The following is a 13,702-nucleotide window of genomic DNA, read 5'->3' on the forward strand; positions in this document are numbered from 1 at the left end:
CGATCCGCAGGTGTCGCACGCCCGCGCGGCGGGCGCCGAGGGCCGACCGGCCTGGACGAGCCGGTCGGAGCGCCTCGCGTCGATCAGACCGTGCCGCCGGCGGCCGACGGCGCCGTCGGGTCGCTGCCGCCGTCGCCGACGACCTCACGGGCCAGGAAGTCCTCGAGGTGGAACAGATTGTCACCGGCGCGCTTCGCGACGTTGACGAGCGTGTTCATCGCGGAGACCTCCTCGACCTGCTCCTTGAGGAACCACTGCATGAACTGCTCGCCGACGTAGTCGCTCTCGTCGCGGGCCGTCCGGGCCAGGGTCTCGATCTGCTTGGTGACGGTGATCTCCTGGGCCAGCGCGAGCTCCAGCGGCTCCAGTGCGGTCGTGAAGTCGCCCTGCACGTCGCCGACGCCCGGGATGTGCGCCCGGATGTCCTTGTCCAGCAGGTACTGGACCATCATCATCGCGTGGTTGCGCTCTTCCAGGGCCTGCTTGTAGAAGTGCGCCGCCAGCTGCGGCAGATCCTGGTCGTCGAACCAGACGGCCACCGCGACGTACTGCTGGGAGGCCGTGAACTCGTTGCGGATCTGTTCCTGCAAAAGCTTCTCGTACGTGCTCATGAGCCCAATGTAGAGAAGATCCGCCGAATTCTCACCGTTGGCGAGGCTCTCCTAACCACCCAGGGTGACGACCTCCGAGCCGCCGCCGGGCAGTGCGATCCGCACCGTCGCGCCGTCCACCGCGATATCGATGCCCTCGGCAAGCGCTTCCGGCCGCAGGGCGTCCCGGGTCAGGACGACGGCGCTCACCAGCACCAGCGGCGCGCCGCGATGCGGAGCGGTCAGGTACGGCGTCGCCGAGTGCACACCGAACGCGTTCGCTCCGAGCCCGCGATGGATCCCGGCCTCGTCGTACCCGTGCAGGCCGACGATCGCCGACAGCAGGCCGTCGTCGTTGCGCGCGGAGGCCGCGACCGCCGAAGTGGTTGCCTCAGGCAACTCCGAACCGGCGACGGCGAACCCGCCGCTCCGCACCAGCGCGCCCTCCGGCCCGTCGACCAGCGCGCACCGGATCTCCCAGCCCCCGTGCACCACGGACGCCGTCTCGATCCGCCACGGACCGTCGGATCCCAGCCAGGCCTGGTGCCACGACGACGCCGTCCGCCCGCTGACGCCGATCCGCCGGATCCGGCCGCGGGTGCTCGACCGCCCGTCCGGCGCGACCAGCGAGATCAGGTTGTCGATCCGCGGCGCCGAGTCGCTCAGCTCCGGACCGGCGTGGTTCGCGTAGGCGAGCCGGTTGTAGTGCGCATCGCCCTCCGGCTCGATCCCCGCGGGCTCGGCCAGCGGCTGCTTGTCCGACCCGTGGTTGACCAGCTGCACAACCTGCGCGTGCCGGCTCGCGTGCACGATCCACCCCGGCGCGGGCATCGCCCGGACCTGGTCGGCGTCGTCCAGCGGGATGGTCTCCTCGGCGTCCGACCAGACCGGGTGCTCCGGCGGCAGGATCAGTCCGACGAACCCCTTCGACGCCCAGTACGGCGATCCGGGCCCGGAGTACGCCTGCGTCGTCGGCAAGAACGTGTCGTACCAACCGAGCGTCAGCAGCCCGCGCTCGTCCGGGACGCCGTGCTGGGTGAAGTGCCGCGCGATCCCCGAGCACAGCCGGCGCGTCTGCCCAGGCGACAGGGGAGTGGCGTCGAGCAATGCGCCCATCCAGTACGGCGCGGCCGCGGCCATCCGGTACGTCAGGGACCGGCCCTGGTAGATCGGTGCGCCGTCGTTCCCGACCAGGTGGACGGCGTCCTCCAGGAAGAGGCTCAACCGCTCCCGGTACACCTTCAGCCGATCCTCGTACGCCGCTCCCGGCGTGGCCGCCGCCATCCGGGCCCAGAGCCCCGGATACAGGTGCATCGCCCACCCGATGTAGTTGTCGAAGGCCTGCCCGTCACCATCGCTGTACCAGCCGTCGCCGACGTACCAGTCCTCGATCCGGTCCAGCCCGCCGTCGATGTCCTCCTGCGAGTACGGCGCGCCGACCGAGGCGAGGAACTGCTCGCTGACGACCTGGAACAGCCGCCAGTTGTTGTCGTGTGTCGTCGAGCCGATGAACCCGCCGAGCCACTCCGCGACGTGCTGCTGGGCGCGGTCGTCGAGCCGCTCCCAGATCCACTCGCGGGTCTCGTGTAGCGCGACCGCGATCGCCGCGGCCTCGACCATCTGCTGCGAGCGCGGGGTCAGCCGCAGCCACGACTCGGGATGCTCCGGGTTGGCGCCGTTCGCGACGCCGCGTGCGTACCGCTCGATCAGGGCCTCGCAGCCCTTGCCCTGCACACCCGCGATCCGGAACGCCGCGAGCATGAACGACCGCGCGAACCCCTCCAGCTGGTCGGACGCCGTCCCGGATCGGCTCGGCCGCCCGGGCGGCGCGATCAGCGCCGAGCCGGGGGAGAAGTACGGCACCAGGGAGTCGAGCAGGTGGTCGGCCAGCCCCTCCCAGTGCGCGCGCGTCCACCCGGTCTGCCGGGACAGCACACGGTCGGTGTCGGGCAGGATGAGACGGGTCATGCGAGCCTCGCGATCTCGGTGGGGCTGATGGCGTGCTGAAGGGGGCGGCCGGCGGCCAGGTGTTCCAGTTCGCTGACAGCGAGCTCGCCGAGGCGTGCGATCTCGTTGCCGACGGCGCCGGCGACGTGCGGGGTGATGAAGACGTTCGGCAGGTCGAGCAGCGGCGAATCCGCCGGCAGCGGCTCGGGATCGGTGACGTCGAGGACGGCGTCCAAGCGGCCGGAGCCGCATTCGCGCTCGAGCGCGGCGGCGTCGATGATCTTGCCGCGGGCGGTGTTGATCACGACCGAGCCGTCCTTGAGCAGGGCGAGCAGGCGAGCGTCGACGAGCCCGACGGTCTCCGGGAGCAGCGGCGCGTGCACGCTGAGGATGTCGCTGCGCCGGAACAGCTCGTCGTTCGAGACCAGCTCCGCGCCGAGCCCGGCCGCCTCCTCGGCGTTCAGGTACGGGTCGCTGATCAAGACCTCGAGGTCGTAGGTACGCAGCCGCTCGGCGACCAGCCGCGCGATCCGGGAGGCGCCGAGCAGGCCGACCGTCGTCCCGTAGCTGCCGGGCATCCCGTGCGGGTCGGCCTTGCTGCGCTCGATCCGGTACTGCGCGGCGAGCCGGAAGGCCCGCTTACCGGACAGCACGATCGCGGCGACCGTGAACTCGGCCACCGGCAGCGCGTTCGCGAAGGCGGCCGACGAGACCTGGATCCCGCGGTCGAAGGCGCTCGGGTCGACGATCGACTTCACCGAGCCGGCCGCGTGCAGGATCGCCTGCAGCTTCGGCGCGGCGTCCAGTACCTCGGGGGTGATCTTCGGGCAGCCCCAGCCGGTCAGCAGGACGTCGACGTCCGGCAGCGCGGCCGCCACCGCCGGATCGTCCAGGAATCCGCCCCGCGGCGAGATGGGCAGGACGGTGGCGACGGCGTCCAGGCGAGCGCGGACGGCGGGCACGAGGACCCGGGCGCGGCTGGCGTCGTTGAGGGCCAGCATCACGGTCAGGGCGGGAGCGGAATCAGGCTGCACGACAGCAATCTAGCAAGCGCTTTCCAAGACTGTCTCCCCAGCCGACGCGTCGTGGACGTTTTCCGAAACTTTTTCCCGCGGACCGGAATGTGACCCGATCGACGGACGTTGTGCCTGGACAGGGCAGGATGGGAGTTGCCTTTCCCGCCCGGTAGGCGACGACGAAGGAGACGAACGATGCTGCGACCGGACGACCTCTACGAGATCGTCGACGAGTCGGTGGCGACCGGCCCGGCGGCGGCGCCGAAGGTGCTCGTGCACTCGCTGGACGGCTTCATGGACGCCGGCCAGGCGGGCCGCGTGACGGCCGACCACCTGCTGGAGACGCTGGAGAGCCGGCTGCTCGCGCGCTTCGACGTCGACCTGCTGCACGACTACCGCGCCCGGCGGCCCGAGGTGACGTTCTCGGAGGACCACTTCACCGACTACACCCCGCCGCAGCTGAACTTGCACATCCTCACCGATGACGCGGGCGTCGAGTTCCTGCTGCTGGAGGGCGTCGAGCCGGACAACCACTGGAACCGGTTCGCCGGCGCCGTCCGCCAGCTGATCGAGCGCTACAACGTGACGCTGACGATCGGCGTCCACGGCATCCCGATGGGCGTCCCGCACACCCGCCCGCTCGGCCTGACCGCGCACGCGACGCGCCCTGAGCTGGTTACCCGCTCGAACATCTGGGACGGCGAGATGCGCCTCCCGGCGAGCGCCGGGACCATGCTGCAGGTCCGCCTCGGCGAGGCCGGCAAGGACGCGATGGGCTTCGCCGTCCACGTCCCGCACTACCTCGCGGAGAACCGCTTCCCGGGCGCGGCGCTCGCCTTGGTGCACGCCATCTCGGCCGCGACCGGTCTGCTGCTCCCTAGTAAGGCTCTCCTCGACGAGGCGGCCGTCACCGGCCGGATGGTCGACGAGCAGGTCGAGGCCTCGGACGACGCGTCCGCCGTGGTGAACGCGCTGGAGACGCAGTACGACGCGGCCGCCGGATCGGTCAGCCGGAAGAGTCTGCTCGCCGACTCCACGCCGTCCGCGGAGGAGCTGGGCGCCGAAGTCGAGCAGTTCCTCGCCGAGCTGAACCGCGAAGACGACCGGTAACCCCCTGAACGGCGTCGGCCCACCCCGGGGCGGGGGTGGGCCGGCGCTTTTGTCTGTGCTCAGGCGTTGACGGTCTCGCGGGCCGGTGTCTTGATGATCACCCGGTCCAGCGAGAACTTGCCGGCGCCGACGGCGGCCAGGACGAGCGCGCCGAGGCCGAGCGTGACGACCAGCTCCCAGCCGCCGTTGGCAACGAAGACGCCGTTCGACATGTGCACGAACGCGAACGCGCCGGCCATGTCGAGCGCGAGCAGCACGCCCGCGACCGGCGTCAGGACGCCGAGGATCAGCGCGATCCCGCCGATCAGCTCGGCCGCGGTCGCGTAGTACGCCGAGATCGTGGGCGCCGGAACGCCCATCTGGGCGAATCCCTGGGCGGTGCCGTCGAGGCCGTTGGTGTTGAACTTCTGCCAGCCGTGGGCGACGAAGACGACGCCGAGGCCGATCCGGGAGACCAGCAAGGCGAGATCGCGGGTGATCGGGGGCAGCTTCACGGGAGATCTCCTCAAACAAATGTTTGGTGGTTGAGTGTTCAACAAGCAGTGTAACGAGAGTGGCCGAAAGCTCACCGAAAGCGTCCGCGTGGCAGGATGAGGCATGCCTGAGTCGCTGGAGGACCTGGTCGAGTTGCTCGACCTGGAGACGATCGATGTCGACCTGTTCCGCGGCCGGCAGCCGCAGACCGCTTTGCAGCGCGTCTTCGGCGGGCAGGTGCTCGGGCAGGCGCTCGCGGCCGCGGGCCGCACGGTCGACGCCAGCCGCCTGGTGCACTCGCTGCACGCCTACTTCCTGCGCGGCGGCGACACCTCGGTGCCGATCATCTACCGCACCGAGGGGACGCGCGACGGCGGCAGTTTCAGCAGCCGCCGGGTCGTCGCCTCGCAGCACGGTAAGCCGATCTTCTACATGTCGGCGTCGTTCCAGAAACCCGAGCCCGGCCTCGACCACCAGGACCCGATCCCCGCGGACGTCGTCCCGCCGGACGAGGCGCCGACGCTGGCCAGCGTGCTGGAGGCGCGCTCGGGCCGCGCCGCGGCGGACTGGAACCGCGAGTGGGCCGCGCTGGACGTCCGGCTGGCCGGGGTGACCGGGCGGCAGTTCTGGATCCGTGCCTCGGGCAAGCTTCCGGACGACCCGCTGGTGCACTCGTGCGTGCTCGCCTACGCGAGCGATCTGACGTTGCTCGGGGCAAGCTTGCTGCCGCACGGGATCGTGATCGGCGACCGGCGGATCCAGCCGGCCTCGCTGGATCACGCGCTGTGGTTCCACCGTGAGTTCCGCGCCGACGAGTGGTTGCTGTACGACCAGGCGTCGCCGTCCGCGTCGGGCGCGCGCGGGTTCAGTACCGGGCGGCTCTACACCGAGGACGGCCGGCTGGCCGCGTCGGTGGTCCAGGAAGGACTGATCCGTCCGGTGGACGCTGATCTGCTACGGTGAACGCATGTTGCAGCGCGCAGTAGTGACGACGACGCCGGAGTACGTCCCGGCGCGCTGACAGCTGACTGTCTTTCCGAAGCCCCGGGGCCGATGCCCCGGGGCTTTGTCGTGCCGTGGGTGTTCGGCCCTCTCTCGATGAGGAGATCACCATGTACGACCACCGCAAACTCGGCCGCGAGCTCGGCCTGTTCGACTCCGACCCGCTGATCGGCGCCGGTCTGCCGTACTGGCTGCCCGCGGGCGCCGCCGTCCGGCATGCCCTGGAGAGCTACGTCGCCGAGCTCGAACGGCGCGCCGGATATCAGCAGGTCTATTCGCCCGTTCTCGGCAAGAAAGCGCTCTACGAGATCTCCGGGCACTGGGAGAAGTACAGCGACGACATGTATCCGCCGATGGACATGGGCGGGGAGGAGCTGGTGCTGCGGCCGAGTATCTGCCCGCACCATGCGCTGATCTTCCGCTCCCGGGCGCGCAGTTATCGCGATCTCCCGCTGCGGTTGTCGGAACTCGGCGGCCAGTACCGTTCCGAGCTCTCCGGTGCGATCGGCGGTCTCAGCCGGGTCCGGGCGATGCAGCTGAACGACGCCCACATCTTCTGCCGGCTCGATCAGGTCGCCGAGGAAGCTCAGGGAGCGCTCTCTCTGATCAGAGCGGCGTACGCCGCGATGGGGATCAGCGTCGCCCGGTACGACCTCGCGCTACCTGCTGAGGGCGCCGCCATCGGCAGCCCGGGCAGCAAGTACGTCGGCGACGCGGCGAGCTGGTCGGCGGCGGCCGGGCTGTTACGCGGCGTCCTCGAGGACGCCGGTGTCGAGTACGTCGAGGCGCCGGGGGAGGCCGCCTTCTACGGGCCGAAGATCGACGTCCAGGTGGTGGACTCGGCCGGGCGGGAGTTCAGCCTGTCGACCATCCAGGTCGACTTCAACCAGCCGGAGCGGTTCGGGCTCGAGTACATGGGTGCCGACGGCAACAAACATCGGCCGGTGATGGTGCACCGGGCGATCGTCGGCAGTATCGAGCGCGCGATGGCGCAGCTGATCGAGGTGCACGGCGGGGCCTTCCCGGCCTGGCTCGCGCCGGTCCAGGTCGTCGTCCTCCCGATCTCCGACGACGAGGGTCAGGTCGCCGTCGACGTCGCCCGGCGCGCCCGCGACCGCGGCCTCCGCGTCGAGGTCGCACACGCCGACGAGGGCAGTCTCGGCGCGCGCATCCGGGAGAACCGCCACGCGCCGTACCAGGCCGTCATCGGCCCCCGCGAAGCCGCCGCCGCCCAACTCGCCGTCCGCGAACGCGACGGCTCCCGCTGGGACGCCGCGGGGATCGCGGAGGTGCTCGACCGGATCGCCCACGAGGCGGTTCCCCAGGCCATCGCAATGGCCGAGGTCGCCGCGAGCTGAGCGTGAGCACGCCGGGCCACGCCGATTGTGATGGCCCGGCGGTTCAGACCTCCAGCTTGCCGATCAGATGGGTGACGTCGTGCGCCTCGTCGTACAAGGCGAAATCGGTGCCGCTGCCGGTCGCGGCGAAGCCGAACTGGACCTTGGAGGGCAGCAGCAGCGGCTTGCGGAAGTCGACCCGGACGGTGAACGCGTCCGGCAGCTGACCGGCGCGCTCGAGGGAGGCGAGCGCGGCGGCCTTGGCCCACATCCCGTGCGCGATCTGGCGCGGGAAGCCGAACGCCTGTGCGGTCAGCTTGAACAGGTGGATCGGGTTCCGGTCGCCGGACGCCGCGGCGTACCGGCGGCCGAGGTTGCCGCGCAGCTCCCACCAGGCGTTCGGCGGGAGCTCGGGGTCGGTGAGCAGGTCGACGTGCACCGAGTTCTCACTCTTGGAGCGGCTGAGCAGCGTGGTCAGATCCGTCCAGACGACGGCGCCGTCGACGAGCACCTCGCTGACGATGTCGAAGACGGTGCCCTTCGGATGCGGCCGCTCCGGCGTGCTGTGCACGCGGATCGCGGGCTCCGCGTGGATCGGCAGCGGCGCCTTCTGGGTGATCGTGTTCGACAGGTGCACGATCCCCATCGGCTTGTAGGGGAATGACGGATCCGACATCAGATCCAGGTGCAGCGGGAAGGCCAGGATGTGCGGGTACGTCGCCGGCATCGCGGGCCCGGCCGGGAAACCGGTCACCTCCCGGTACGCCGCCAAGTGGTCCTGATCGACTGCCGAGTGCGGCAGCTCGAGTGTCAGCCCGTCCTCGGACGGCGCGTAGTCGGCCCGCCGCAGCGTCGCCTTCACGGTCTTGGCGTAGAGCGAGCCGAGGCCGGGGGAGTCGTCGTACCGCCGCGTCGGCATCAGGCGCCCAGCATGCTCTGGCCGCAGACGCGGACGACGTTACCCGTCACACCGGCCGAGGCCGGATCGGCGAACCAGGCGATCGTCTCGGCCACGTCGACCGGCTGACCGCCCTGCTGCATCGAGTTGATCCGGCGGCCCACCTCGCGGATCGCGAACGGCACCTTCGCGGTCATCTCGGTCTCGATGAAACCGGGCGCGACCGCGTTGATCCGGATCTGCTGCTCGGCGAGTTTCGGCGCCAGCGCCTGGACCAGGCCGATCACGCCCGCCTTCGAGGTGGCGTAGTTCGTCTGGCCGTTGTTCCCGGCGATCCCGGCGATCGACGAGACGCCGATGATCGAGCCGCCGGGGCGCAGCGTGCCGGTCTCGACCAGATGCGCGGTGATGTGCTCGGGCGCGCGCAGGTTGACGTCGAGGACGGCGTCCCAGGTGTCGGTGCGCATGTTCGCCAGCCGCTTGTCGCGGGTGATGCCCGCGTTGTGGACGACGATGTCGATCCCGCCGTGCTGCTCCTGCGCGTGGGCGGCGATCCGCTGGGCGGCGTCCACGGCGGTGACGTCGAGCAGCAGCTCCGTCCCGCCCAGCCGCGTCATCACCTTGTGCAAGGGTTCGGCGTTCTGCGCGACGTCCACGCCGATGACGGTCGCGCCGTCCCGGACGAGCACCTCCGCGATCGAGGCGCCGATCCCGCGCGCCGCGCCGGTGACGAGGGCGACCTGGCCGGCCAGCGGCCGCGCGGGGTCGTTGCTGACGAGCTGACCGGTCGCGACGCGGGTGACCTGACCGCTGACGTACGCCGATTTGGGCGACAGGAAGAAGCGGAGCGTCGAGTCGAGCTGGTCGTGCGCGTCCGGAGCGACGTACACGAGGTTGACCGTGGCGCCGCGTTTGACCTCCTTGCCGAGGGAGCGCGTGAAACCCTCGAGCGCGCGCTGCGCGATCTGCTGCTCGGCGGACTGCGCGAGCTCCGGCGTCCGGCCGACGACGATCACCCGGCCCGCGGCCGCGAGCTGGCGGATCACGGGGGAGAAGAAGCGCTGCAGGCTGGTCAGGTCGGCCGTCGTGGTCGCGCCGGTCGCGTCGAAGACGAGCGCCTTCGGGCGGATCGAGCTGGACGCGACGCCCTCGGTCGCCGTGCTGAACGCGGCGCCGGCGTCCCGGAGCAGGGCCTGGATCGCCTTCCCGGCGTCCGTCTCGCCGATCGCGCCGAACACGACCGGGCCGTCGATCACGCGGTCGCCCTCGCGCCAGCGGGGCAGCGGCGTCGGGTCGGGCAGGCCCAGGTTCTTCACCAGGGTCTGGCCGAGCGGCGTCCGGGTGAAGGTCTGGTAGCGGTCCGTCATGGGGTTGCTCCTACTTCTCGAGGATGGCGACGACACCCTGGCCGCCCGCGGCGCAGATCGAGATCAGGCCACGGCCACCGCCGTTCTCGTCGAGTTGCTTGGCCAGCGCGGCGAGGATCCGCCCGCCGGTCGCCGCGAACGGGTGACCCGCGGCCAGCGAGCTCCCGTTCACGTTCAGCTTGTCGCGGTCGATCTCGCCGAGCGGCGCGTCGAGGCCGAGCCGCTCCTTGCAGAAGATCGGGTCCTCCCAGGCCTTCAGCGTCGCCAGCACCTGGGACGCGAACGCCTCGTGGATCTCGTAGTAGTCGAAGTCCTGCAGCGTCAGCCCGGCGCGGGCCAGCATCCGCGGGACGGCGTACGCCGGGGCCATCAGCAGCCCCTCCGCGCCCTTCACGTAGTCGACCGCGGCCGTCTGCGAGTGGGTCAGGTAGGCGAGCGGACGCAGGCCGTGCTCCGCGGCCCACTCGTCGGTCGCGAGCAGGACGGCGGAGGCGCCGTCGGTCAGCGGCGTCGAGTTACCGGCCGTCATCGTCGCGGTCTCGCCCTTGCCGAAGACGGGCTTGAGCTTGGCGAGCTTTTCCAGCGTGGTGTCGGGGCGCAGGTTCTGGTCCTTCTCGAGGCCGAGGTACGGCGTGATCAGGTCCTGCTGGAAGCCGCGGTCGTAGGCCGCGGCGAGGTTGATGTGCGAGCGGTAGGTCAGCTCGTCCTGGGCCTCGCGGGTGATGCCCCACTCCAGCGCGGTGAGGGCGGCGTGGTCGCCCATCGACTTGCGCGTCCGCGGCTCGGCGTTGCGGGGGATCTCCGGGACGACGTCCTTCGGGCGGACCCGGGCCAGGACCTTCAGCCGGTCCGGCGCGGACTTGGCCCGGTTCAGGTCGAGCAGGATGTTGCGCAGCCGGTCGTTGATCGCGATCGGCGCGTCGGACGCCGTGTCGACGCCGCCCGCGATCCCGGCGTCGATCTGGCCGAGGGCGATCTTGTTGCCGACCAGGATCGCCGCCTCGAGCCCGGTGCCGCAGGCCTGCTGGATGTCGTACGCCGGGGTGGTCGCGGCCAGCTTGGAGCCGAGGACGACCTCGCGGACCATGTTCCAGTCCCGGGCGTGTTTCAGCACGGCGCCGGCCACCACCTCGCCGACCTCCTGGCCGCCGAGCCCGGCCCGGTCCACCAGGCCGTTGATCGCGGCGGTCAGCATGTCGGAGTTCGACGCGTGCCGGTAGGTCTTGTCCTGCCGGGCGAACGGGATCCGGTTGCCGGCGACGACGGCCACTCTGCGCGCTTCGGTCACGATCTGTCTCCTGCTCTGCGGGCTTTCTTGGGTACCTCGTAGGCGAACCGGCCGACCGCGGTCGCCAGCGTCGCGGTGATCGCGGTCTGGCGGACCGTGCTCACCTCGGCATGATGCACGACCGGGTGGCCCGGTTTCCCGGTCGACACGATCAGGCCGACCCTTGCCATGTGCAACGATCCGAGCGTCTGGGTGTAGAGGTGGTTGGCCAGGTAGGCGGTGTCGGCCGCGGCGAACACGCCGGCCCGCTGACCGGCGTCCAGGACGGTGGCGATCCGGCCGAGGGCGGCGGCCATCGCCGTCCCGAGCGTCACCATCACCGGCTCGGTGATCTCGCCGAACAGCTCCTCGCCGGTCCGGCGCAGCAGGCTCATCGCGCAGTCGGTGAACGCGGGGAACTCCAGGCAGAAGTCGACGAACACCTCGCTGAGCGCCTTCAGCCGGTTCAGCGGCGTCCGGCGCGTGTTGTCGACGGCCTGCAGCCGCGCGTCCAGCTCGCCGAGGTAGTCGACCAGCGTCAGCGCGAACAGCTCCTCCTTACCGGAGAAGTGCCGGTAGATGAGCGCCTTGTTGATGCCGACGCGTTTGGCGATGTCGTCGATCTGGGCGTCGATCGTGCCGCGCTCGTCGAACAGCTCGCGGGTGGCGCGGATGATGTCCCGCTCCCGGTCGCGCCGACGCTCCGCCGTGGTCCGGCGGCGTCCGATCGCGAGCAGCGCGGAGCTCATGGACCGATCTTAGCCACAGTGGTACCCCTTGGTGCAAACGACGGTTACACTCATCAGTAACATATGGTTCGGTACCCCCTGTATGCCGCCGGAGGATGTTGATGACGATGACCGACCCGAAGCCTGCCGTCTCCACCGACGTGATGGCCCTGGCCGGTGAGCTCGGCGCCGAACGCTCGAAGCCGGGCTGGAGCCCGTTCTCGTTCGCGCTGAACGACGAGCAGCGCGAGATCCAGGCCTGGGCGCGCGCCTTCGCCGCCGATGTGATGCGGCCCGCGGCCGCCGAGTGGGACGAGCGCGAGGAGACGCCGTGGCCGGTGATCCAGGAGGCCGCGAAGATCGGTCTGTACGGTCTCGACGCGAACGTCAACCTGTTCGTCGACCCCTCCGGCCTGCTGCTGCCGCTCGTCCACGAGGAGCTGTTCTGGGGTGACGCCGGTATCGGCATGGCGCTCAAGGGCACCGGGCTGGCGTCGTCCGCCATCTTCTCCAACGGCACCCCAGAGCAGTGGAGCCAGTGGATGGGCCGCTGCTACGGCACGCCGGACGACGTCCAGGTCGCCGCCTTCTGCTCCTCCGAACCCGGCGCCGGCTCCGACGTCTCCGCCATCCGCACGCGGGCGACGTACGACGAGAAGACCGACGAATGGGTCATCAACGGCCAGAAGGCCTGGGCGACCAACGGCGGCATCGCCGACATCCACGTCGTCGTCGCCACCGTCGACCCGTCCCTGGGCACCAAGGGCCAGGCCGCGTTCGTCGTCCCGCGCACCGAGGTCCGCGGCCTCGAACAGGGCACCAAGCTGCGCAAGCACGGCCTCCGCGCCTCGCACACCGCCGACGTCTTCTTCGACAACGTCCGGATCCCCGCCGCCAACGTCCTCGGCGGCAAGGAGAAACTCGACGCCCGCCTCGCCAAGGCCCGCGAACCCAAATCCGCCGCCACCGGCCGCAACGCCTCGATGGCCACCTTCGAGATGACCCGCCACATCGTCGGCGCCCAGGCCATCGGCATCGCCCGCGCCGCCTACGAGTTCGCCCTCGACTACGCCAAGGGCCGCGAACAGTTCGGCCGCCCCATCATCGACAACCAGGGCATCGCCTTCAAACTCGCCGACATGGCCCTCGAGATCGACGCCGCCCGCCTCCTCGTCTGGCGCGCCGCCAACATGTCCGCCGCCCTCATGCGCGGCGAGTCCCCCGACTACCGCCACGGCGAAGGCTCCATGGCCAAACTCAAAGCCGGCGAAGTAGCCGTCAAAGTCACCGAAGAAGCCATCCAGATCCTCGGCGGCAACGGCTACACCCGCGAATACCCCGTCGAACGCATGCACCGAGACGCCAAGATCTACACCATCTTCGAAGGCACCTCCGAAATCCAGCGCCTGGTAATAGCCCGAGCCATCTCCGGCATGCGCATCCGCTGACGCTGCTTTCCTCGCCGCCCCGCTCCTCCGCAGGCTTGACAGCTGAGGGGCGGGTTAGGGGGTGGGTTTGGTGCCTAGGGCGGCTCGGGAGCGGGGGGTGCTGTTGGTGGTGGTGGGGGAGGCGTCTTGCTGGTCCAGTTTGCGTTGGTAGAAGTCGTAGGCGGCCTGTTTGGTCATGCCTAGGGCGAGGCCTACTTGGCTCCAGCTGGAGCCTTCTTCGCGGGCTTGGCGGATCATGTGCCAGCGGGCGCCGGTGAGGAGTTCGACGACGCGGCGGCTGGCTTTGAGGGCTTCCAGGCCGGTGACGCCGGGGAGGTCGGCGAGGGCTTTGACCAGGGCGGGGATGGAGTGGCCCTGGTCCGGGCCGGCGGCGATCTCGCGTTCGTAGAGCTGGCGCTGGTCGCTGACGCGGAGGATGCCGAGCAGCTCTTCCAGGGTCCGGGCGTCGTCCGGGACCGGCGGCTGGTTCGAGTCGGCTCCCATCCCGGCAAGATAACTTGGCGGGCAACCGGCGTCAA

General features: G+C 70.4%; 13 protein-coding genes. 4 read left to right on the forward strand and 9 right to left on the reverse strand.

What is annotated here, in order from left to right; genetic code table 11:
* Positions 1-83 precede the first annotated feature (83 nt).
* The 3 genes from ACZ6ZD_RS27830 to ACZ6ZD_RS27840 are packed head-to-tail and all read right to left on the reverse strand — an operon-like array spanning position 84 to position 3,571.
* Positions 84-611, reverse strand: a complete 528-nt coding sequence (locus tag ACZ6ZD_RS27830; protein ID WP_465676864.1) for a ferritin — start codon at positions 609-611, stop codon at positions 84-86.
* Positions 612-662: 51 nt separating this feature from the next.
* Entirely contained in the window at positions 663-2,558 is a 1,896-nt protein-coding gene (locus ACZ6ZD_RS27835; protein WP_465676865.1) for a DUF2264 domain-containing protein, read from the reverse strand.
* Positions 2,555-3,571: a hydroxyacid dehydrogenase gene (locus ACZ6ZD_RS27840; protein WP_465676866.1), complete on the reverse strand. Its 1,017-nt coding sequence runs from the start codon at positions 3,569-3,571 to the stop codon at positions 2,555-2,557. Before ACZ6ZD_RS27840 ends, ACZ6ZD_RS27835 begins: the two co-directional genes overlap by 4 nt.
* Positions 3,572-3,748: 177 nt before the next feature.
* On the opposite strand from ACZ6ZD_RS27840, the gene ACZ6ZD_RS27845 reads away from it, so the two are divergent.
* A complete protein-coding gene (locus ACZ6ZD_RS27845) occupies positions 3,749-4,663 on the forward strand; it encodes a proteasome assembly chaperone family protein (protein ID WP_465676867.1) in 915 nt (304 codons plus the stop codon).
* A 59-nt stretch (positions 4,664-4,722) separates the two neighbouring features.
* Here ACZ6ZD_RS27845 and ACZ6ZD_RS27850 read toward each other — a convergent pair whose 3' ends face one another.
* Positions 4,723-5,157 (reverse strand): DoxX family protein, encoded by a 435-nt coding sequence (locus tag ACZ6ZD_RS27850; RefSeq protein WP_465676868.1) that lies wholly within the window; start codon positions 5,155-5,157, stop codon positions 4,723-4,725.
* 103 nt (positions 5,158-5,260) lie between these two features.
* On the opposite strand from ACZ6ZD_RS27850, the gene ACZ6ZD_RS27855 reads away from it, so the two are divergent.
* A complete protein-coding gene (locus ACZ6ZD_RS27855) occupies positions 5,261-6,100 on the forward strand; it encodes an acyl-CoA thioesterase (RefSeq protein WP_465676869.1) in 840 nt (279 codons plus the stop codon).
* Between the two features lie 113 nt (positions 6,101-6,213).
* Positions 6,214-7,497, forward strand: a complete 1,284-nt coding sequence (gene thrS / locus ACZ6ZD_RS27860) for a threonine--tRNA ligase (protein ID WP_465676870.1) — start codon at positions 6,214-6,216, stop codon at positions 7,495-7,497.
* Positions 7,498-7,540: 43 nt separating this feature from the next.
* Here the strand turns inward: thrS and ACZ6ZD_RS27865 are convergent, their stop codons facing one another.
* The 4 genes from ACZ6ZD_RS27865 to ACZ6ZD_RS27880 are packed head-to-tail and all read right to left on the reverse strand — an operon-like array spanning position 7,541 to position 11,757.
* Positions 7,541-8,395, reverse strand: a complete 855-nt coding sequence (locus tag ACZ6ZD_RS27865; protein ID WP_465676871.1) for a MaoC/PaaZ C-terminal domain-containing protein — start codon at positions 8,393-8,395, stop codon at positions 7,541-7,543.
* On the reverse strand, positions 8,395-9,741 hold the full coding sequence (locus tag ACZ6ZD_RS27870) for a 3-oxoacyl-ACP reductase (protein ID WP_465676872.1): 1,347 nt from the start codon (positions 9,739-9,741) through the stop codon (positions 8,395-8,397). The genes ACZ6ZD_RS27865 and ACZ6ZD_RS27870 overlap by 1 nt, the downstream gene beginning before the upstream one ends.
* A gap of 10 nt (positions 9,742-9,751) precedes the next feature.
* On the reverse strand, positions 9,752-11,029 hold the full coding sequence (locus tag ACZ6ZD_RS27875) for an acetyl-CoA C-acetyltransferase (RefSeq protein ID WP_465676873.1): 1,278 nt from the start codon (positions 11,027-11,029) through the stop codon (positions 9,752-9,754).
* A complete protein-coding gene (locus tag ACZ6ZD_RS27880; protein ID WP_465676874.1) occupies positions 11,026-11,757 on the reverse strand; it encodes a TetR/AcrR family transcriptional regulator in 732 nt (243 codons plus the stop codon). Before ACZ6ZD_RS27880 ends, ACZ6ZD_RS27875 begins: the two co-directional genes overlap by 4 nt.
* A gap of 101 nt (positions 11,758-11,858) precedes the next feature.
* Between ACZ6ZD_RS27880 and ACZ6ZD_RS27885 the strand changes: the two genes are divergently transcribed.
* Positions 11,859-13,184, forward strand: a complete 1,326-nt coding sequence (locus ACZ6ZD_RS27885; protein ID WP_465676875.1) for an acyl-CoA dehydrogenase family protein — start codon at positions 11,859-11,861, stop codon at positions 13,182-13,184.
* Positions 13,185-13,238: 54 nt separating this feature from the next.
* Here the strand turns inward: ACZ6ZD_RS27885 and ACZ6ZD_RS27890 are convergent, their stop codons facing one another.
* A complete protein-coding gene (locus ACZ6ZD_RS27890; protein ID WP_465676876.1) occupies positions 13,239-13,667 on the reverse strand; it encodes a hypothetical protein in 429 nt (142 codons plus the stop codon).
* Positions 13,668-13,702 lie beyond the last annotated feature (35 nt).

This window comes from Kribbella sp. NPDC104218 (assembly GCF_055584105.1).